This window comes from Halorussus salilacus, assembly GCF_024138125.1.
Lineage (GTDB): Archaea > Halobacteriota > Halobacteria > Halobacteriales > Haladaptataceae > Halorussus > Halorussus salilacus.
Genome location: NZ_CP099994.1, coordinates 65,430 through 86,305 on the forward strand (window position 1 = coordinate 65,430; position 20,876 = coordinate 86,305).

At 67.7% G+C, this 20,876-nt stretch carries 19 protein-coding genes and 1 pseudogene; 10 read left to right on the top strand and 10 right to left on the bottom strand.

Features of this window, described 5'->3' with window-relative positions; translation table 11 throughout:
* The first annotated feature begins 185 nt into the window (after positions 1-185).
* A complete protein-coding gene (locus NGM10_RS15945; RefSeq protein WP_253484463.1) occupies positions 186-503 on the top strand; it encodes an RPA12/RPB9/RPC11 RNA polymerase family protein in 318 nt (105 codons plus the stop codon).
* A gap of 147 nt (positions 504-650) precedes the next feature.
* Here NGM10_RS15945 and NGM10_RS15950 read toward each other — a convergent pair whose 3' ends face one another.
* Positions 651-1,676 carry a threonine ammonia-lyase gene (locus tag NGM10_RS15950; RefSeq protein ID WP_253484466.1) on the bottom strand — a complete coding sequence of 342 codons (1,026 nt, stop codon included), beginning with the start codon at positions 1,674-1,676 and terminating at the stop codon, positions 651-653.
* A 148-nt stretch (positions 1,677-1,824) separates the two neighbouring features.
* Between NGM10_RS15950 and arsN2 the strand changes: the two genes are divergently transcribed.
* Entirely contained in the window at positions 1,825-2,265 is a 441-nt protein-coding gene (gene arsN2 / locus NGM10_RS15955; RefSeq protein ID WP_253484470.1) for an arsenic resistance N-acetyltransferase ArsN2, read from the top strand.
* Between the two features lie 86 nt (positions 2,266-2,351).
* On the top strand, positions 2,352-3,821 hold the full coding sequence (locus tag NGM10_RS15960) for a TldD/PmbA family protein (RefSeq protein WP_253484472.1): 1,470 nt from the start codon (positions 2,352-2,354) through the stop codon (positions 3,819-3,821).
* 39 nt (positions 3,822-3,860) lie between these two features.
* Here the strand turns inward: NGM10_RS15960 and NGM10_RS15965 are convergent, their stop codons facing one another.
* The 7 genes from NGM10_RS15965 to NGM10_RS15995 form a co-directional block, all read right to left on the bottom strand.
* Positions 3,861-4,979, bottom strand: a complete 1,119-nt coding sequence (locus tag NGM10_RS15965; RefSeq protein WP_253484475.1) for an ABC transporter ATP-binding protein — start codon at positions 4,977-4,979, stop codon at positions 3,861-3,863.
* Positions 4,980-6,032, bottom strand: a complete 1,053-nt coding sequence (locus NGM10_RS15970; protein WP_253484478.1) for an ABC transporter ATP-binding protein — start codon at positions 6,030-6,032, stop codon at positions 4,980-4,982. It abuts the gene before it with no gap.
* Complete coding sequence (locus NGM10_RS15975; protein WP_253484481.1) at positions 6,029-7,006, bottom strand: ABC transporter permease; 978 nt, start codon at positions 7,004-7,006, stop codon at positions 6,029-6,031. The genes NGM10_RS15970 and NGM10_RS15975 overlap by 4 nt, the downstream gene beginning before the upstream one ends.
* Before the next feature lie 4 nt (positions 7,007-7,010).
* Positions 7,011-7,988 (bottom strand): ABC transporter permease, encoded by a 978-nt coding sequence (locus NGM10_RS15980; protein WP_253484483.1) that lies wholly within the window; start codon positions 7,986-7,988, stop codon positions 7,011-7,013.
* Between the two features lie 73 nt (positions 7,989-8,061).
* Positions 8,062-9,780, bottom strand: a complete 1,719-nt coding sequence (locus NGM10_RS15985) for an ABC transporter substrate-binding protein (protein WP_253484485.1) — start codon at positions 9,778-9,780, stop codon at positions 8,062-8,064.
* A gap of 384 nt (positions 9,781-10,164) precedes the next feature.
* Entirely contained in the window at positions 10,165-11,322 is a 1,158-nt protein-coding gene (locus NGM10_RS15990) for a M20 family metallopeptidase (RefSeq protein ID WP_253484487.1), read from the bottom strand.
* A 143-nt stretch (positions 11,323-11,465) separates the two neighbouring features.
* Positions 11,466-11,717, bottom strand: a complete 252-nt coding sequence (locus tag NGM10_RS15995) for a hypothetical protein (protein ID WP_253484489.1) — start codon at positions 11,715-11,717, stop codon at positions 11,466-11,468.
* Between the two features lie 65 nt (positions 11,718-11,782).
* Between NGM10_RS15995 and NGM10_RS16000 the strand changes: the two genes are divergently transcribed.
* From NGM10_RS16000 to NGM10_RS16020, 5 genes and pseudogenes are all read left to right on the top strand, one after another.
* Complete coding sequence (locus NGM10_RS16000) at positions 11,783-13,315, top strand: M81 family metallopeptidase (RefSeq protein ID WP_253484491.1); 1,533 nt, start codon at positions 11,783-11,785, stop codon at positions 13,313-13,315.
* 165 nt (positions 13,316-13,480) lie between these two features.
* On the top strand, positions 13,481-14,458 hold the full coding sequence (locus NGM10_RS16005; RefSeq protein ID WP_253484494.1) for an MFS transporter: 978 nt from the start codon (positions 13,481-13,483) through the stop codon (positions 14,456-14,458).
* Positions 14,440-14,697 (top strand): hypothetical protein, encoded by a 258-nt coding sequence (locus NGM10_RS16010; RefSeq protein ID WP_253484498.1) that lies wholly within the window; start codon positions 14,440-14,442, stop codon positions 14,695-14,697. The genes NGM10_RS16005 and NGM10_RS16010 overlap by 19 nt, the downstream gene beginning before the upstream one ends.
* Positions 14,698-14,893: 196 nt before the next feature.
* A pseudogene (locus tag NGM10_RS16015) lies at positions 14,894-16,089 on the top strand (CaiB/BaiF CoA transferase family protein).
* An 85-nt stretch (positions 16,090-16,174) separates the two neighbouring features.
* Positions 16,175-17,071, top strand: a complete 897-nt coding sequence (locus NGM10_RS16020) for a universal stress protein (protein WP_253484500.1) — start codon at positions 16,175-16,177, stop codon at positions 17,069-17,071.
* A gap of 50 nt (positions 17,072-17,121) precedes the next feature.
* Here the strand turns inward: NGM10_RS16020 and NGM10_RS16025 are convergent, their stop codons facing one another.
* Positions 17,122-17,919, bottom strand: coding sequence for a twin-arginine translocation signal domain-containing protein (locus NGM10_RS16025; RefSeq protein WP_253484502.1), 798 nt, complete (start codon positions 17,917-17,919; stop codon positions 17,122-17,124).
* A gap of 149 nt (positions 17,920-18,068) precedes the next feature.
* Here NGM10_RS16025 and NGM10_RS16030 point away from each other — a divergent pair, with 149 nt between their 5' ends.
* Positions 18,069-19,253 (top strand): XdhC family protein, encoded by a 1,185-nt coding sequence (locus tag NGM10_RS16030; RefSeq protein WP_253484504.1) that lies wholly within the window; start codon positions 18,069-18,071, stop codon positions 19,251-19,253.
* Here NGM10_RS16030 and NGM10_RS16035 read toward each other — a convergent pair.
* On the bottom strand, positions 19,184-19,828 hold the full coding sequence (locus NGM10_RS16035) for a nucleotidyltransferase family protein (protein ID WP_253484506.1): 645 nt from the start codon (positions 19,826-19,828) through the stop codon (positions 19,184-19,186). The two genes, NGM10_RS16030 and NGM10_RS16035, sit on opposite strands and share 70 nt — an antisense overlap.
* 863 nt (positions 19,829-20,691) lie before the next feature.
* On the opposite strand from NGM10_RS16035, the gene NGM10_RS16040 reads away from it, so the two are divergent.
* Positions 20,692-20,868, top strand: a complete 177-nt coding sequence (locus NGM10_RS16040) for a hypothetical protein (protein ID WP_253484743.1) — start codon at positions 20,692-20,694, stop codon at positions 20,866-20,868.
* Positions 20,869-20,876: the final 8 nt, after the last annotated feature.

Genomic DNA, 20,876 nt, shown 5'->3' on the forward strand with positions numbered 1-20,876 from the left:
AGGGAGGTGACAGCAACGAAAGGGATGGAAACCGACAGGTGATAACGCAGTTTGTGTCGGGTGATATCGAACGTTGCCTGTTGGGTCTTCGATATCTCAGTGCAGTCGGCACGAGCAGTTGCCTGAAATCCACGACGAATCGGAAGTTAACACATAAATCCGACGGCCGTGTATCGTTCCGTTATATGCAATTCTGTGACGAGTGTGGGTCGCTGATGCACACCGAGGGCGAGAGATGGGTGTGTCGCTCCTGTGAGAACGAGGAGCCCCGGGACTCGCAAGCAGAAGCGGCGATGACGACACAGGACGGACAGCGGGACGACGGGGCACCCGCCGTGGCCGACGCGACTCAGGGCTCCACCGAGACGATGCAGGAGCCCTGTCCGGCCGAGGACTGCGACGGCGACCGAGCCGACTACGAGATGATGCCGAAGCCGGGCGGGTCCTACGAGGTTCGGCTGTTCACCTGCGTCGAGTGCGGCCACAAGTGGCGCGAATCCTGACGACGCATCTCGCGAACCACGCCGCCCACCTACGCACAGACCGCCACAGCGGGCTCTCGACTCCCGGGGATACTCGGTCTCAAGCACACACGTACTCCTCGAATCGAGGAATTCAGTCACGAGCGTCTTCGAATATTCGCGGTACGGCTACGCCCGCGAGTCCAGAATCTCCTTCAGCTTCGCGGTCGAGAGGTTCCCGCCCGAGATGGGGAGCACCACCGTCTCGCCCGCGAGTTCGTCGCCGAGCGAGAGCGCGCCCGCGACGCTGGTCGCGGCCGCGCCCTCCGCGAGTACCGAGTCCGCAGTGAGCAGGCGGTAGATGGCGTCCCGGAGGTCGTCGTCCTCGACCAGCACCATGTCGGCGAGGTGCTCGCGCATGATTTCGAGCGGGAGGCCGAACGGCGTCCGGGTCTTGATGCCCTCGGCGAAGGTGTCGGCCTCCTCCTGGACCTCGATGACGCCCTCGCTCCACGCCCGATAGACGGCGTCCGCGCCGGTCGCCTGCACCCCGACCACGTCGGCACCGAGGAGCTTGCCGACCGTGAGACAGTACGCCGCGGCGCTGGACCCGCCGCCGACCGGATTGATGAGCACGTCCACCTCGGGACAGTCCTCCATCACTTCGAGGCCCGCGCTCGCCCGGCCCGCGATGAGGTGGGGTTCGTTGCCGCCGTGAACGTACCGATACCCCTCCTCGGCGGCGAGTCCCTCAGCGACCTCGCGGGCCTCGTCCACGTCCCGGCCGCACTTGCGGACGGTCGCGCCGAGTCGCTCCATGTTCTGTATCTTGGTGGGGTTTTCGAGCGTCTCGGGTACGACGATGGTCGCGGGCACGCCGAACTCGCGGGCGGCGGTCGCCATCCCCTGCCCGTGATTGCCCATGCTCGACGTGATGAGACCGGTCTCGCGGAACTCCTCGTCGAGGTCGGCGACGAGGTTGTAGAACCCCCGAATCTTGAACGACCGGGTGGGCAGCACGTCCTCGCGCTTGAGGTAGACGTCGGCGTCGAGTTCTGCCGAGAGGTTCTCGCTTCGCACCAGCGGGGTGCGGGGGACGTACTCCTCGACGACCTCGCGGGCTTCGTAGATATCGCGGGTCGTCGGCGGCGTCACGTCGTGGTACGGGAAGATGGTGGTCTCGTCCGGAGACTCGACCGGTTCGTATTCGGGCATCGACGGTCGAGTACGCGGGTGACTCGGTTAAAGGTTCACGGCGAGACACCGCCATCGTCGAGCGACCGACGGAATCCCGCACGAATTTCGGGTGAATCGATGGGGCACCGGGCGAACCTATATCGGTCCGTAAGCCGAGGTATCGCGCATGACCCGACTGGTACCCCTCCGAGACGCCGACGCCGACCTCGACTGGATCCGGTCGCTACTGGAGCGCGAGGGACTCCCGACTCGGGACCTCGGCGAGAAGGCCGACCGCTTCTTCGTCGGCGTCGCCGACGAAGAAGCGGTCGGGGTCGGCGCGGTCGAGGTCCACGGCGACTCGGGACTCCTCCGGTCGGTCGCGGTCGCGGAGGCCCACCGCGGAGAGGGCGTGGGGACGAGCATCTGCGCCGGACTGGAGGCGCGCGCGGCCGAGACGGGCGTCGAGGAGCTGTACCTGCTGACCACGACCGCATCGGACTTCTTCGACGCGCTCGGGTACGGGGAGGTCCCGCGAGAGTCGGCCCCGTCCGCGATCCGCGAGACGACCGAGTTCGCGGAGCTGTGTCCGGACTCGGCGGTCTGCATGCGGAAGGTCATCGAGTAGTTCGACCGGGGACGAATCCGAGCGCGGGGCGCTCGGATTCGTCTCCGTCCGGGGATTCATGGTGTGGCGACGCGTACGCCCAGAGCATGACCGGCGACCGCGACGAGGACCGCGGGGAACTGCTGGACGCGATGGACTGGCTCCTGACTCGCTTCGAGGGCGACGATTCGGTCGCCTACGCCGAGGTGGCTGGCGTCTACCGCGAGAAGACCGACGCGGTGATCACCGACGACGGCCCCCGGAACGTCACCGCGTTCCCCGAGACGGGCGTGTGGTGTCGGGTCTTCGCCGACGGCGCGGCCGACTACCGGTACACCACGAGCCTCAACGAGGAGAGCCTGGAGGACGTGGCGGCGCGAGCGATTCGGGGCGGGGAGTTCCTCGCGCAGGACGACCCCGCGCGCTTCGACGCCTACACCACCCACCGGGCGGTCCACGGCGGGTGGGCCGACGAGCCGATCCACTCGGTGGACGCCGAGTCGAAGGTCGAGGCGGTCGGCGAGGCCCTCGCCGCGACCGACGACCTCGCGCTCGACCGCGTCTGGGTCAACTACGCCGACGAACACGCGGAGGTGACCCTCGGGACGACGACCGGTAGCACCGTCAAGACGACGCTCGACCGCGCGAGCGTTACCTTCTCGCTCACTCCGGAAGAGGGCCCGAAGGTGAGCCGCCACGCCGGGTCGACCCGGGGAGCGGCGTTCCTCGACCGACTCCCGGCGGTCTTCGAGGACGCCGCCGCCGACGTTCGTTCGCTGTCGGCCGCGGAGCCGACCGACTCGCCCACCGGCGAGACGACCGTCGCGCTGAGTCCCGAGGCGGCCGGACAGCTGTTCCACCACGCCTCCCACCAGCTCGAGGCCGACGCGCGATACATGGGGATGAGTCCCCACTCGGTCGGCGACCGAATCGGTCCCGACGGCCTCGACATCGAGGACACCGTCCACGCGGGGTCGTGGGACGCGCTGGCGTTCGACGCCGAGGTCCGACCCGCGACGCCGGTCCAGTTGGTCGAGAGCGGGGAGGTCGCTCGACTGCTCCACAACACCGCCAGCGCGGCCGAGGACGAGACGTATCCGGCGGGCAACGCGGTCCCGAGCCTCGGCCTCGACCAGCCGCCACGAATCCACGCCCGCCATCTAGAGGTCGCTCCCGGCGACGCCACTCCCGGGGAACTCCGGGAGAGCGCCGACGTGTACGTCGAGCGGTTCGGCACGCCGCGGCTCCGCGACGAGTTCGAGCGCGCCCAGCGCGAGGGCGAGATGCCCCCGAGCGTGCTCTACGCGAGGGACGTGGCCGAGAAGATGCCCGAGGGCGAGGACCGGTGGTGCGCCGACCTGCCGGTCGCGGAGGCCTACCGCCTCGACGGCGAGGAGCGCGCCGGACGCGTCGAGGGCGTGACCCTCGACTACGGCCCCGAGACGCTACGGAACGTCGCCCGACTCGGCGCGGTGCGCGCGACGGTGACCGGCGTCTGCGAGAAGCACAAGTCCCGGCTCCCGTACGCGGTGACGGCTCCCGGACTGCGACTGCGCGCGGCGTTGCGCGAGAAGTAGCGCGGGAGCGCGGAAGAGACGGGAGGGGGAACGCTGGCCTCAGTCGTCGGCCGGTGCCGACTCGGTGCCGTCGTCGGTGTCGGCCGCCGCGGGGGTCCCCTCCAGCTGCGCGTAGGGGTCGAAGCCCTGCTCGCTCTCGTAGAGGTGGCAGGCGACCGCCTGCTGGCCGTCGATGTCCGCCTTGCGTTCGAGCGGCGGGACCACCTTATCGCAGACCTCGCCGATGTAGTCGGGACACCGGTCCTTGAACCGACAGCCGGTCGGGATGTCGATGACGTCGCCGACCTCGCCCTGCAGTTCGACGCGCTCGCGGCCCACGTCGGGGTCGGGCACCGGGACCGCGTTGATGAGCGACTGGGTGTAGGGATGCTGGGGGTCCTCGATGATCTGGTCGGTCGGCCCCTTCTCGACGATCTTGCCCATGTACATGATGGCGAGGCGGTCGCACATGTGGCGCAACAGCGAGAGGTCGTGGCTGATGTAGACGACCGAGAGCCCGAACTCCTCGGTCATCCGCTCCAGCAACGAGAGGACGCCTGCCCGGAGGCTCACGTCGAGCATCGACACCGGCTCGTCGGCCACGATGAAGTCGGGGTCGAGCACCAGCGCCCGCGCGATGGCGACCCGCTGGCGCTGGCCGCCCGACAGCTCGTGGGGGTACTGGTCGAAGTAGTGTTCGGCGGGTTCGAGCTCGGCGAACTCCAGCGCGCGCCGGACCCGCGCGGTCTCGTTGCGGATGTCGTGGATGCGTAGCGGTTCGGCGACGGTGTCGTACACCGTCATCCGGGGGTTGAGGCTCTCGAAGGGGTCCTGGAAGATCATCTGGGCGTTCTGGCGGAACTCCTTGAGCTCGGCGTCGCTGGCGTCCGAGAGCCGCTTGTCGTCGTAGTAGATGTCGCCGTCGGTCGGCTCGTGGAGCTTCACGAGCGACATCCCGGTGGTCGTCTTCCCGCAGCCGGACTCGCCCGCGAGCCCGAGCGTCTCGCCCTCCCGGAGTTCGAAGCTCACGCCGTCGACGGCGTGGACGTAGTCGGCCCCGCCCCCGGAGACCGCGTTCATCATGCTCGCGATCCAGCCCTCGTCGACCTTGAAGTGCTTCTTGAGGTCCTCGACGCGCAGGAGCACGTCCTCGTCGGCGTAGTCGTCGGTGTAGCTCATTCAGTCATCACCTGCCTCCTCGATGACCGTCTGCTGGGCGGCGACCGTCTGGTTCCACGTCTCGGGGTCGTCGGCGTAGGGCCGCAACTCCTCGTCTATCTCGTCGGCGTAGTGGCAGTACGACCGGAGCCCGTTCTCGTGGTGGGGTTCGGGGAACTCCTCGGCGCACCTCTCGGTCGCCATCGGACACCGGTCGCGGAACCGACAGCCAGACGGCGGGTCGACCAGTTCCGGCGGGTAGCCCGCGATGGACAGCAGGTCCTGATCGGACAGCCGGATGTTGGGGAACGCCCGCTTCAGCCCGATAGTGTAGGGGTGGTACGGCCGCTCGAATATCTCCTCGACCGGCCCCTCCTCGGCGATCTGCCCGGCGTACATCACGATGACGCGGTCGCACGTCTCGGCGACGACGCTCACGTCGTGGGTGATGACCAGCATCGAGGAGTTGATCTCGTCTTGAATCTGGCTGATGCGCTTGAGAATCTGGTCCTGCATGATGACGTCGAGCGCCGTCGTGGGCTCGTCGGCCAGCACCAGGGAGGGGTCGAGCGCGAGCGCCATCGCTATCATCGCGCGCTGGCGCATCCCGCCAGAGAACTGGTGGGGGTAGTCGTCGGCCCGGTCGGGGTCGAGTCCCACGAGTTCGAACATCTCGGTCACGATTCGCTCGGACTCGGTGCGGCCGGTTCCCGGTCGGTGGGTCTCGATGGCCTCGACGATCTGCTCGCGGATGGTGTAGACCGGGTCGAGGCTGTTCATCGCCGACTGGGCGATCATCGATATCTCCTCCCACTTGAGGCGTCGGCGCTCGGGGTCGGACATCGCGGTGAGGTCCTCGCCCTTGAAATCTATCTTCCCGCCGTTGACGTAGCCCTCGTCGGGCAGGATGCCGATGATGGCCTTCGCGAGGGTGGTCTTTCCGCAACCGGACTCGCCGACGATGCCGAGGTTCTCGCCCTCTTCGAGTTCGAACGAGACCCCGTCGACCGCCTGAGCGGGCCCGCCCTCGGTTTCGTAGTACACTTCGAGGTCTTCGACTTCTAGTAGACTCATTGTAATTTGGGGTTAGTGATTTCCTCGTAGCCGCGGCCGATGAGGAAGCCGCTGATCACGAGCAGGCCGATGCAGACGCCCGGCGGCACGAACCACCACCACGCGCCGAACTGGAGCGCCGAGTACGCCCGCGAGGCCTGAAGCATCGTCCCCCACGACACGGTGTTGGGGTCGCCCAGCCCGATGAACGAGACGCCCGCCTCGGTGAGGATGGCCCACGCGATGGCGAACGACCCGTAGAGGAACGACATCGGGAGCACGTTCGGCGCGAGGTGTCTGGAGATGATGTGCCAGTCGCTCGCGCCCGAGACCTTCGCGGCCTTGACGAACGGTCGCTCGCGCAACGAGAGCGCCTGCGACCGGATGACGCGCGCGGTCGAGCGCCACTGGAGGAGGATGAGCGCGAGGATGATGTTCCAGAGGCTCGGCCCGAGCACCGCGACCAGCACGATGACCGTCGGGAGCATGGGCATCCCGTACAGGAAGTCGACGATGCGCATCAGGAAGTCGTCGACCGTCCCGCCGTAGTAGCCCGCGACCAGACCGACCATGGTGCCGATGCCAGCGGTGAACACCGCCGCGATGAGGCCGACCATCAGTGCGGCGCGGGTGCCGTACACGAGCTGGCTGAAGATGTCGAACCCCTCGGCCGTCGTTCCGAGGATGTAGCCGCTGTCTGCGCCCAGTATCGCCGGGTCGGCCCACTTCTCGATGAGCAGTTCGTCGGAGGTCTGGTACTGGCGGGTCAGCGGCCGGTGGGTCGCGATGTAGGGTGCGAAGATGGCGACGACCACGAAGAACGTCACCGTCAGCATCGACAGCTTCACCGACAGCTCGTCGGTCAGCATCCCCCAGTGTTCGCCGAGCGTCTCGCGCCACAGTCTGAACTGCCGTTGCCACTTGTTGACCTCCTCGCGCGAGGTGCTGTCGTCGAGGTCCGTGAATATCGAACTCGTGCTTTCTTCTTGTGCCATGGTTCTAGTCGTAAGTCACCCGCGGGTCGAGGTAGCCGTACGCCAAGTCGGCGATGAAGTTCAGGATGATGATGGTCGCGGCCAGCACCATGAACGTCCCCTGCGCGACGGGGAAGTCACGGCGTAGCACCGCGTTCACCATCTCCCGACCGATTCCGGGCCACGCGAACACCGTCTCGATCAGGACGCTCCCGCCGACCGCGTAGCCGAGCGCGATGGCCGCCGCGGTCACGATGGGCAACAGGGCGTTTCGCGCGGCGTGTTTGAACATGATGGTCCGCTCCTTGAGCCCCTTCGCGCGACACACGTCGATGAAGTCCTCCGAGAGGACTTCGAGCATGCTGGAGCGCATGATGAGCAACGGATACCCCATGTAGTAGTACGCCAGCACCGCCGCCGGGGCGACGAGGTGGCGAAGGAAGTCCACCGACGAAATCTTGTCCCAGAAGCCCGAGTGGCCCTGCCCGGCGCTGGTCATGCCGCTCATCGGGATGACGTCGAGGCCCGCACCGAAGATCCACAGCACCATCAGGCCGACCCAGAAGGTGGGGACGCTGCGAGCCATCAGCGCGGTGATGACCGCGCTACGCTCGAACCGCGAGCCCCGATACCAGCCCGAGAGCACGCCCAGCGTGATGCCCGCGATGTACGCGATGACGAACGCGGTGAGCATCAGCACGAGCGTGTTCGGGAGGTAGGTCCAGATGACCTGCTTGACGGGCTCGTTGGAGTGGAACGACTGGCCGAAGTCCAGTACGGCCGCGTTCTGCAGGAACTTGATGTACTGGATGTGCAACGGCTGATTCAGGCCGTAGCTCGCGATTATCTGCTGGCGCGCCTCAGCGGTCATCTGCGAGGAGACGACGAACGACGTCGGGTCGCCGGGCATCAGCCTGAACAACATGAACAGGACCGTGCCCACGGCCCAGAACGTTACAACTAATTGAAGTGACCGTCTAATTACAAAGCTGGCCTTTCCCATGGCACTGAATCACATTATCCTCTGTGTCGCAACCTTAAAAAGTCTATCTTATTCCCGATTCTATTGAGGGTTTTTAACTTTCTGGCGTCTGAAGCAAATCTTCGTCATTCCAGGTGTAGCCAGCCTCTTCGAGACGGCTCCGGGCGGCGTCCATGCTCTCCTCGTACTCGGTGACGTCCTCGGTGTGGAGCGGCCCGTACGCGGGCGAGACGACGTTGAATCCCGGCTCGGGGAATCCGAACAGGATCTGGTCGACGATGGGCGTCCGCGGCAGGGTCTCGACCATCGCCTTCCGGAGCGCCACGTCGTCGAGGCCCTCCTCGCGCTCGTTCGGGGTGAAGTGCCAGAACGAGGTCGCGGGGTTGGACTCGACACCGATCTGTTCGTTGTCCTGATTCTCGTTGAGCGAGCGGTCGATGCGGCCGAACGGCTCGTAGTTGAGTTCGCCGTTGTTGAGCAGCTCCCACACCGTCGAGGCCTCGGGGATGATGCGCCAGTAGCGCTCCTCGAAGTCGACCGACGCGAAGTGGTCGTCGAACCGGGTCATCCCGAACTCGCTGCCCTCCTCCCAGTAATCGAACTGGAGCGGACCGCTGCCGACGGGTTCGTCGATGGTCTGCTCGCTCGGGTCCTCCCGGTCTGCCCACATGTGCTCGGGGATGATCGGAATCTGGGTGGCGACGATCTCGTTGAACGGCCCCAGCGGGTCGGACATGTTGATGCGGACCGTCTCGTCGTCGACGGCTTCCGCGCCCTCGATGTACTCGGTCTGGGTGGAGTAGTAGGGCACCTCGTTCTCGGTGATGTAGTTGAACGTGAACGCGACGTCCTCGGTGGTGAGGTCCTCGCCGTCGTGCCACGAGTGGTCGGTCCGGATGGTGTACTCCATCGTGGTCTCGTCGACGCGCTCGAAGTCGGTGGCGAGGCTCACGTCCGTGTTGAACTCGGCGTTGTTGTCGAGTCGCAGGAGCGTGTCGTACATCACCGTGAACTGGTAGACGTGCTTGTTCTCGCCGTTGTGACCGAGCGGGTTCATGGTCGACAGCGACTCGGGCCAGTACCCCTTCAGGACGGACTCGTCGCCCTGCATCTCGAGGTTGATCATCGTCCAGTAGGAGTTGTACCCAAGCGCCAGTCCGGGCTGCCAGTTGCCGGTCTGCTCGTTGTTGTACACGACGAGCATCGGCATGTGGGTGATCGGCATCATCGGCACGTCGTCCATGAGGATCTGCTGGAGCTCGTGGACCTGCTCGATACGGGTATCGGCGTCGGGTTCGGCCATGTAGCCGTCGATGAGTTCGTCGACGTCGGAGTTCTCGTAGCCCGCGTAGTTGCCCTCGCCCTCGCCGGTGTTCGAGGAATGGAGCATGTTGTTGAACTCCAGCACCGGGTCGGGGGTGAAGAAGGTGTGCCACGTCGAGAAGCTGTAGTCGTACTCCTGGTCGACGCGGTTGAACAGGGTACCCCATTCGAGCACCTCGACGTCGACGTCCAGTCCGAGGTCGCCGAGTTGCCGCGCGTTGAGGTTTATCGCGTCGTGGCGCGGCGGGTTGTAGCTCTGGGCGTTGTTGACGTAGGTGTAGGTCGGCAGCGCTTCGCCGTCGCCGCCCGATTCGGTCTCGGTGTCCGTACCGTCACCGCCGCCTTCGGTGGTTTCGGCCTCGGTCGTCGTTGTTTCGTCCTGACTGCCGCCGGTACACCCGGCAAGCGCAGTCAGACCGACGACACCGCTCGTTGCACCGGCTTTCGCCAAGAAGTCACGCCGCTTCGGGTCGATCTGCCTATCCGGCATAGAGCAGTACACAGCACACAACTATATTACCGTTTTGCGGAAGTACTGATAAGTTGTGTTTAATATATTGAACCCAACTATATCAATAAATCATGATTGTTGATGTGGCGACGCGGGTCACGAAAGGATATCCTACCTACAGGTAATGCGGGCGGGAACCCGAAAATCGTCGGACACGATGCGGATAATCCGAAGACGAAACGGTCTAAAATCGTATCGATTAGCCACGTCCGATACGCAACCTGAGAGGTTCAACGACGAAATACTATCCACTCTCGTCTACATGAACTGAGAGACATATCTCTACAGAGCGTACATCTCGGGACGGGACACGGGAGAGGTGGTCCGAAACGACGACGTCGAGGCCGGGGCGCTCGATGAGACTCAGCCAAGCCGACGTTCGAGGACGCCCCGATACGTCTCGGCCGTCGCCACCAGCTCGTCGAGCGCGACCGACTCGTCGACGGTGTGGGCGTCGTCCTCGATGCTTCCGGGCCCGAACACGAGCGTCGGGATGCCAGCCCGCGTGAGGAACCGCGCGTCGGTCCCGGCGTTGAAGCCGGTGACCTCGGCGTCGATTCCGACCTCGCGGGCGGCGTCGAGCGTCTCCCGCACGATGGCGGCGTCGCGGTCGACCTCCGACCCCGCGCTGAAGAGCCAGCGCTCGAACTCCACGTCTACGGGCTCCCCGTCGAGCGTGACGCCTTCGAGGGCGTCTGCGAGGCGGTCGTCGAAGACCGCGGGGTCGCGGTCGATGTCCGGGAGCGTCCGCCAGAAGACGGTCGCGGTCGCCTCGTCGGGAATGACGTTCGGCGCGAGCCCGCCGTCTATCTCGGTGATGCTGACCGAGGGGCCGGGTTCGAGCAAGTCGTGCTCTTGGGTCCGGACCTCGTCGTCGAGGGCCTCGACCCGGTCGAGGGCCTTCCGGAGGCCGTCGACGGCGTTGACCGCGCGGTCGGGCCGCCCGGAGTGGCCGCTCTCGCCCCGGACGGTGAGTTCGTAGCCCACGACGCCGTACTCCGCGATGGCGACCTGACACCGACTGGGTTCGCCGATGATGGCGGCGTCGGCCTCGACGCGCTCGGCGAGCGCCTCGGTGCCCGACCCGCCGCGCTCCTCGTCGACGGTGAACCCCAGAATCACCTCGCCGGGGTCGTCGTGGGACGCGAGGAACGCCTCGGCCGCGAGGAGTTTCGCGGCGAGCGCGCCCTTCATGTCGGCGGTCCCCCTGCCGACGAGTCGGTCGCCCTCCCGCCGGAGTTCGAAGGGGTCGGCCGTCCAGTCGTCGGGGTTCGCGGGCACCACGTCCATGTGGCCCGTGAGGAGCAGGCTCCCCTTCTCGGGGTCGCCAGCGCGTGCGACGACGTTCGGGCGACCCGGGTGGACCTCCCGGACCCCCACGTCGAAGTCGACGGGCGAGTCGTCGAGGCGCTCGACGAGGTACTCCGCGAGGACGCCCTCGTCGCCCGGGGGGTTGACCGTCTCCCGGGCGACGAGTTCGGCGAGCAGGTCGGCGAGGCCGTCGGCGTCGATGTCGGTCATTCGGCGGGGATAGGGAAGGCCCTGACTTAGCCGTTCGGGCACCGGAGAGGGGCGCGGTCGGGTCGCCGCGCGCGGCGACCCGACCGCGCCGGGTTCGGACGACGCACGCGCTCAGACCTGTCTCTCGCCCCGCTCGACCCCGTCTACTCCCGGCCCCGCCGACGCTCTTCGTCGGCCTCGGCCTCGTAGCGCTCGGCGGTCATCTCGTCCTGTAGCTTGCGGCGGTACTCCCAGTATCCCGCCGCGACGACGAGGAGTCCGAGAATCGCGCCCTGAACCGGTGACCCCCGAGCGCGAAGTAGGCGAACGCGCCGACCGCGAACAGCAGCGACAGACCGAGACTCAGCTTCGCGCGCCCCCGCCCGGCCGCCGGGAGTTCGACATACGAACGACATCCGGGTCGGCACGTATGAATGTTGGCGTTCCACATTTATATCGTCGGCCCGCCAATGGAGAGTGAATGACTGACGAGACGGTACTCGTGGGGGAGTTCTCCCACGAGACGAACACCTTCGCCGTGCGGGCGACCGACCGCGCGGCGTTCGCCGACCGCCGCGAGTACGTCGGCGAGGAGCTGGTCGCCGGACTCCGGGGGACCAACACCCCGGTCGGGGGCATCCTCGACGCCGCCGAGTCGGCGGGTCTGGACCTCGTTCCGAGCGTCGCCGCGGCCGCCACGCCGGGCGGGCTCGTCACCGAGGACGCCTACGACTTCTACGCGGGCGAGATACTCTCGGCGGTCCGTGAGCGCGGCGATGACCTCGACGGCGTCGCGCTCTCGCTACACGGCGCGATGGTCCCGGAGGGCCGGACCGACGGGGAGGGCCCCCTGCTGTCGGCGGTCCGGGAGGCGGTCGGTCCCGACGTGCCGGTGGTCGCGACCCTCGACCTCCACGGCAACGTCACCGACGAGATGTGCGCAGCCGCCGACGCGCTGGTCGCGTTCGAGACCTACCCCCACGTCGACATGGCCGAGACGGGGCGGCGCGCGACCCGGCTCCTCGTCGAGATGCTGCGAGAGGGTCGCGAGTACTCGATGCACGTCGAGCGCCCGCCGATGCTCCCGCTCGGCCCCCTCCAGAACACTCGCGGGGGGCCGATGGCCGACATCATGGCGACCGCGCGCCGGATCGAGGACCGCGACGGCGTGGCGAAGGTCAACGTCCTCCCGGGCTTCCACAAGGCCGACGTGCCCGCGATGGGCACCTCGGTCGTCGCGGTCGCCGACGACGAGTCGGCCGGAGTGCACGCCGCCCGTGACCTCGCGGCCGAACTCTGGGAGATGCGCGAGGCGTTCGTCGGGGAGTTCCCCGACCCGATGGACGCGGTGGGTCGGGCGCTGCGGGCCGCCGACGCGAACCCCCCGGAGGCCGGACCCGTCGTGCTGGCCGACAGCGGCGACAACCCCGGCGGGGGCGGCACCGGCGACGAGACCGCGGTCCTGCGCGAACTCATCGACCGCGGGGCGACGAACGCGGGCCTCGCGCTCGTCCACGACCCCGAGGCGGTCGCGGCCTGCGTCGAGGCGGGCGTCGGCGAGCGCGTCACCGTCACGCTCGGCGGGAAGGCCGAGGGGAGCTTCACGCCGCCCATCTGCGAGGCCGACGGCTACGTGGCGGCGATAACCGACGGCGAGTTCCGGAACGCGGGACCGATGGCGACCGGGACCGAGAACCACCTCGGCCGGACGGTCCTGTTCCGCTGCGGCGAGGGCGACGGCGTGCGCGTCATCCTGACCGAGAAGCGCATCCAGCCCCTCGACGCCGAGATATGGCGGCACGTCGGCGTCCAGCCCGAGCGCCTCGACGTCGTCGCGGTCAAGAGCAACAACCACTACCGGGCCGCCTACGAGCCGATGGCGAGCGAGGTCATCACGGTCAACAGCCCCGGCGTGGCGGCCTTCGACCCGAACCAGTACGACTACGACCGAATCCGGCGACCCAGGTTCCCCGTCGACGAGATGGCGGCCGACGACTACCCCGACTGGTACTGACCGCTCGCGGGCGGCGAATCGCCGCCCGCGAGCGGTGGCGAACGCCGAGCGAGAACGGTGGCGAACGCCGAGCGCCCGCTCGCGGTACCGAACGCGGGCCGCTCCGGCGGCCCGCGTTCTGCCGCGGAATCAGGTTTGAAATGCCCCGCCGCCGTCGGAGGGCGTATGTCGGCCACCGGCGGGGACGGCGGCGAGCGACTGTTCGGCGGCTACGCGGGTCGGCTCCTCGTGGCCTGCTCGCTCGGGTGGGCGGCCCTGAGCGTCGGCCGGTTCGCGCTCGCGCCGATGCTCCCGGCCATCATCGAGGACCTCGCCATCACCCGGTTCGAGGCCGGTGTCGCGCTCTCGGCGCTGTGGGGTTTCTACGCGCTCCTGCAGTACCCCGGCGGTCGGCTCTCGGACGAACTCTCGCGCAAGACCCTGCTCATCGCGGGTCTCGGCCTGCTCGTCGCGGGGTTCGGGCTGTTCGCGGTGACGAGCGACTACGTCGCCTTCGTGGTCGCGGCGTCGGTCGTCGGCGTCGGCGCGGGGGTGTTCTCGACGCCCACCAAGGCGCTGATAACCGACCTGTTCGTCGTCCGGCGCGGGCAGGCGTTCGGCGTCCAGACCGCCGCGAGCGACGCGGGCGGCGCGGTCGCGAGCAGCGTCGCGGTCGCGGCGCTCGCGGTCGCGACCTGGCAGACCGCCTTCCTGCCCGTCGTCGCGCTGGTCGGACTCGCGCTCGTCATGCTCCACCTCTGGAGTCGCGAGCCCTACTCGGTCGCGCGGGTGGACATGGACCTCCTCGACACGGGGCGTCGGCTGGTCGCCGACCCCGAGATACGGAACCTCACGCTGGTCTACTCGCTGTTCTCGTTCGCGTGGCAGGGCGCGACCGGCTTCCTCCCCGCCTTCCTGCAGGCCGACAAGGGGTTCTCGGCGGGGCTTGCGAGCGGCGCGTTCGCGGCGCTGTTCGCGGTCGGCATCGTCGTCAAGCCGGTCGCGGGCGCGCTGGGCGACCGGGCGACCCACGCGACGGTCGCCACGGCCGCGCTGGTGGTCGGGACGGTCGCGCTCGGGGCATCATCGCGCTCTCGGCCGCGCCGCTGGTGGTCGTCGCGGTGGTCGCGTTCTCGGCGGGGTTCATGTCGTTCCCGCCCGTGATGCAGACGTTCCTGATGGGGGTGTTCCCCGATTCGAGCATGGGCGGTGACATGGGCGCGACCCGGACCGTCTACCTCGGCGTGGGGGCGGTCGGTCCGGCCTACGTGGGGTACGTCGCCGAGGTCGCCAGCTACACCGCGGCGTTCGTCGGACTGGCGGTCTGCCTGCTGGCGGCCGCCGGAATCCTGGTCGCGATGGTGTCGCCGTGGCGAGTCGACCTCCGGGCGGTCGCTCGGTGAGAGGCAGAGGGAGAGGGACAGGGACAGGCAGAGGGAGAGGGACAGGGACAGGGAGAGGGACAGGGAGAGGGACAGGGAGAGGGACAGGGAGAAGCAGAGGAAAGACGGACCCAATCGCGCCGGGCCACCGGCCCGCGGGCCGGTGGCCCGGCGCTCGGGGCGAAGGTTTTTGTCCGTTCCGCCGACTCTCTGGGCCATGACAGGCAAGATTCTGGAGGGAATCCGGGTTCTCGACCTCTCGACGTTCGTCACGGGCGGGTTCGCGACCCTGATGCTGGCGAATCAGGGCGCGGAAGTGATCAAGGTCGAGCGTCCGGACGCGGGCGACGACAACCGCCACTCCGGGCCGCCGTTCGTCGACGGCGAATCGCCCTACTTCTGGACCGTGAACTACGGCAAGCGCAGCGTCGAGTTGGACCTCAAGTCCGAGGAGGGACTCGCCGCGCTCTACGACCTCGCGGAGACCGCCGACGTGTTCGTCCAGAACTACCGGCCCGGCACCGCCGAGCGCCTCCACGTCGACTACGACTCCATCCGGGACGTGAACGAGGACGTGGTCTACTGCGCCATCTCGGCGTTCGGCCAGACCGGGCCGTGGAGCCAGCGGCCGGGCTACGACCTGCTCGTGCAGGGGATGAGCGGCATCATGAGCGTGACCGGCGAGGCGGGCGGGCGGCCGGTCAAGGTGGGACTCCCCCAGACCGACCTCATCACCGGGATGTGGGCGGGATTCGGTATCTCGAACGCGCTGTACAAGCGCGAGCGGACCGGAGAGGGCGAGTACATCGACCTGGGGATGCTCGACGCCACCCTCCCGTGGCTCACCAAGCAGGCCGGGAAGGTGTTCGCCGGGGAGGAGCCGACCCGGATGGGGACCAAGGACCCCGTGCTCGCGCCGTATCAGACCTACGAGACCGCCGACGGCCACATCAACGTCGCGTGCCTCAATCCGAAACTCTGGGGGCGTTCTGTGAGGCCATCGGGCGGCCCGACCTCCCCGAGGACGACCGATTCGAGACCAACGCCGACCGCGTCGAGCACATGGACGCGCTCGAAGCCGAGATAGAGGCCGAACTCGCCGAGCGCACGACCGACGAGTGGATGGAGATTCTGGTCGAGGATTCGGGGGTTCCGGCGGGTCCGGTCCAGAGCGTCGAGGAGGCGCTGTACAACGAGCAGACCGAGGCCCGCGGCGTCGTGACCGAGGTAGCGGACGGCGACCGCGAGGTGCCGGTCGTCGAGCACCCCCTGAACTACGCGAACGCCGACAGCGGGTTCGAGTCGGCACCGCCGACGCTGGGCGAGGACAACCGGGAGCTGTTCCGCGAAATCGGCTACTCCGAGGCGGAGGTCGAGGCGCTGGCGGAGGCGGGCGTGTTCGGCGAGGAGTAGCCGACTCCCCGCGTCGGTCCCAAACCTCGGAGCCGGGAGCGGAGACAACACTGATTGGCGGGGACCTCGTATACCGTTCGTTGCCATGTACGACCGCATCCTGATTCCCGTCGACGGGAGCGACGCCGCGAGGCGTGCGGCAGAGAGCGGGTTCAAGCTGGCCCAGTCGTTCGACGCGAGCGTCGACGTGCTCTACGTCCTCGACCGCGAAGCCAGACGGCTCGCACGGACCGACGACGAGAAGCGGGAACTCCGAGAGCGCGGCGAGCAGACGCTCGGGGAGGTCGAGGCCGTCGGCGCGGAGTTCGGCTGTGCGGTCGAGACGGCGCTTCTGGAGGGGAGGCCGTCGACTCGAATCTGCGAGTACGCGGCCGAACGGGACGCCGACCTCGTCGCGATGGGTCGGGGAGCCCGGAGGGGCCTTCGGCGGCGGCTCCTCGGCGGCGTCACCGAGTACGTGCTGACCCACGGCGACGTCCCGGTGCTGGTCGTCCCGGAAAGCGAGCGCAGGCCGCGAGAGGGAATCGAGTACGAGCGACTGCTCCTGCCGACCGACGGCAGCGAGAACGCCGAAGCCGCGACCGACCACGGTGTGGCCATAGCCGGACGCTTCCGGTCGAAGGTGCACGTCCTGAATGTCGCCGACCTGCAGTCGGCGGGCGGGCTGTTCAGCGCCGGGGGGCTCGAACGCGAGTTCGTCGAGCGTCTGGAGTCGCGGGGACGGGAGGCCACCCAGCGCGTCGCAGAGCGCATCGAGTCGCTCGCGCCCGACGTTGACTTCGAGACCGACGTGGTCCGGACCGCCGACTTCGACGGCGTCGCACCGGGTATCCACGACTACGCGGTGGACCGCGAGGTCGACCTCGTCGTCATGGGGTCACACGGCCGTTCGAACCTCCGGAGCCAGCTCCTGGGGAGCGTCACGTCGGAGCTCCTGCGCGGCGGCGACCTCCCGGTGCTGGTCGTGAAGCGGGAGTCCTGAGCGTCCGTCCCGTGGCCGCAGAGCTCCGCGGTTCTGGAGCGCCGTTTCGGCTAATCGGAGTAGACTTCGACCTCGATATCGTGGTCGTGAGTGACCGTCTCTTTCTTCTGAAAGCCGGGGTCCAGCGTTGACGTGCTGACGTGTCCGACGTCCGCCTCGAAGGTGGCCTCGAACTTGTAGGTCCCCTCGGGGACTTGAGTATCCTCATCTTGGAAGTACTGACTCACCCAGATGCCACCGACGTCTGTGTTCTTCGGATAACTCACATGGAGGTAGTCGTTACAGCACCCCGTGTCGACGCTGACGCTATTGTCGTCGTCGCCGACGAGTAGGAGTGAGAGTGGGTTCGGCGCACCGAGCGAACTGAGAGTGACATCCCAGAGGAAGCTCGCAGCTTCCTCAACGAGTTGTTCGCCCACCTCAGAGTCGTCGTCGTCTTGCTTATACGCGTTGTGCTCGTTGACCCAGTAACCGGTATCCGGAACGTCCACCGCATCGAGGTCGAACCGGACGTTTCGGGTGTTGGCGTACGCACCTTCGACGCTAGTTCGGGAGATGGCGAACGTGCCTGCCTGCTCGAACTGGTTGGTCTCTTGGCTGATCATCTTCGCGCCGTTGATGTTCGACTGGAGTTCACACCAGTCTTCGTCAAGTCGCTCGACGACGCTCTTCTGCGTGCGGTCGTACGGTTCCTCCTTGCTGGCGAAGACCAGCGAAGGCCCGGAGGCAAGGGTTCCGAGCCCCGTCACGGCGGCTCCGGTTACGACGCCAGTCGTTCGCAGGAAATCGCGTCGAGAGGTGTTCGAGTGTGCTCGTTGCGACGAGTCAGGAGTGTTTCGCTTCTCCATACATCAGTACTGTTATACAAATATAAGTAATTTTCTAGCTTTATTTTACGTAATTATTATTTGTTTCTTTGTACTTCGGGTAGCAACAGAGGAGTGTTCGCCCCATCTTCGACGCCAACACTAAATACGCCGATTAGCTACCAGTCCCCATGGACGACGCGAATCCGGACCCGTGGGCCGCCAGCACCTTCGGGGTCCGCGAGTCACTGCGCGACCGCCTCGGCGAGAGCGTCGCGGTCGCCACCGTCTCGGACGTCGAGGGCGCGGCCTACCGCCGTCCCGGCGCGAAGATGGTCCTCGACGACGACGACGAGGTCGGAGCCATCACCGCGGGGTGTCTCGAAGGTCCGGTCGCCGAGCTCGCCGACCGCGCGCTCGTCGACGGCCCGCTACGACAGACGTTCGACCTGACGAGCGAGGACGATACGTGGAGCTTCGGACTCGGATGCAACGGCGTCATCGACGTGCTGGTCGAACCCGCAGACGGCAGTTTCGGGCCCGCGCTCGACCGGGTCACGGCGGGCGAGCGGGTCGCCCTCCTGACGGTGGTCGGTGGCGACCACCCCGCGCGGGTCGGTGCGCGGGCGGTGGCCGACCCGTCGGGCGGAATCGAGGCGACCGACGCCCGCGAACCGATTCCCGACGACGTGCTGGCCGGAGTTCGGGAGACCGCCCGCGAGTTCGCGGAATCGGGGCAATCCGACACCGTGGCGGTCGAGACCGACCGGGGGACCGCCGAGGTGTTCGTCGACGGCTACGAGCCGACGCCCCAACTGCTCGTGTTCGGGAGCGACAACGACGTGCGCCCGGTGTCGCGGCTGGGGAGGGACGCCGGGTTCGAGGTCACGGTCGCGAGCGCGCGCGGCGCTCGTGCCGACGCCGAGCGGTTTCCGGCCGCGCATCGGGTGGTCGCCGCCCGGCCGACCGAGGTCGCAGAGGTGATAGAGCGCCCCGAGGACACCTACGCGGTCGTGATGTCCCACAACTTCGTCGACGACCGCCTCGCGCTGGAGGCCCTGCTCGACACCGCGGTGCCCTACGTCGGCGTGATGGGCCCGCGAAAGCGGTTCGAGGAGATGCGCGCGGCGTTGGCCGAGGAGGACGTTGGGCTCTCGGAGTCGGACCGCGAGCGCGTCGCGACGCCGGTCGGCCTCGACCTCGGCGGCGGCGAGCCGATGCAGGTCGCGCTCAGCGTGGTCTCGGAGGTCCTCGCGGTCGCCAACGGTCGCGAGGGCGGTCGGCTGACCCGCCGCGAGGAACCGATTCACCCGAGACCCGAGTCGGCGTCCTCGCCCGAGGACGAGTCGGCGTCGGACGACGCCGACTCGTCCTGAAGGTCGCGCAAGTCTCCGAGCGTGTCCACGTCGCGGTGGATTCCGGGGTCGGCTACGTCGACCCACGCGACCGGTTCGGTTTCGAGGAGCACTCGGCCCCCGCGGTCGCCCTCGACTCCGGCCAGCGCGTCGAAGTACTCGGCCCCGAACAGGACGGGATTGCCGCGGCGACCGTCGTACCGCGGGGCCGCGATGGTCTCGCCCTCCGGCCCGCGGTCGCGGTAGGCCGAGAGGAGTCGCTCGACCGTCTCGACCGAGACGCGGGGCATGTCGCCGAGCGCGAACAGGACGGCCGCCGCGTCGCGCTGGCGGGCCGCCTCGACCCCGCGCCGGACCGAGGTGCTCTGACCCGCCCCGTGGTCGGGGTTTTCGAGGACCTCGACTGCGGGGGGAAGCGCAGCCACGACCCGCTCGGCGTCGTGGCCCACCACCGCGACGAGCGCATCGACGCTCGATTCCGCGAGCGTCCGGGTCGCGTGCGCGACGACCGGGTCGCCGTCGAGGGACGCGAGGAGTTTGTTCGACCCCTCGAACCGGCTGGCCGACCCGGCCGCGAGGACGACCCCGAGTATCATCGTGCGTGAGGTGTGGTGTGGAGGCCCAAAGGTCTTCGGTGGATGGCGAAGTCGTAGCGGAGATGTTCGACTTAGGAATTCAGTAAAAGTTCCCGTTCGCTTGCGACGAAACGGAGACAGCAAAGCCGAGAACGCCTTGAAAGCCCCCGCCCGCTCGCCACCGACGGACAAACCGCGTCCGTCGAGCCCTCGTTCGCACCGTCGGAGCACGCTCCGACGAGCCTGCGCTCGCTTCGCTCGCGCAGACTTCGCTCACGAGGAGGCCGCTCAGCGACATACCCGCGCTCTCCGCACCGCCCGCGCGGATATGTCGCTGAGGCGACTACATAAACGCGACCGGGCGGCCCCTTTCATCCCACCCGGTGGACTGTCTCCCCAGTCGTCGCCTCGTGGACTGGTCCACGGGCCGATTTCACGGTGGACCGTTCCACCCGGCGTCTGCGGGAGCGAAGCGACCGCAGGCTCGGAAGACGCGGTGCATCTTCCGGCGCGTGCTGGCGCGGCGTGCGGTTTGCGCCGCGCCAACCGCGCGAGGGACGAGCACCACAGGGCGTGAGCGAAGCGAGCGCCCGAGAAGCGCAGTCGGTTGGGGAGGATGTGGGCTGCGGTCGCGGTGCTGTCGGTCGGACTGAAAGGGCCTGCGCGCTCGCGGCCGAAGGCCGTGGTCGCCTGCGCGGGCCACTATTTCGAGGCGCGAGCGAAGCGAGCGCCGACCAAATATCCCGCACAGCGACCGCGAGCGTGCAGGGGCTTTCTGCGTCGTCATCGAGGTAGTTACTTCAGGGTCAACGATTCTCTCGTCACCGAACCCATCATTTCCTAGCGGCCCCATCGCTTAGCCGCGTGGCCGTCGCCCTCGAAACATGGAGCGAGAGCTCGGCGAGGCGGCCGTCGTGTACGAATCGCCCGAGGACGACGAATCGGTCGAGACGCGGGTCCACTACGTCGAGAGGTCGGTCGAGGAGTTCGAGGACGAGGCCGCGACCCTGCTGGACCGGATCGGCTCGCTGGCCGGTCCCGGCGAACGGGCGGGCGAGTAGACGGGCGC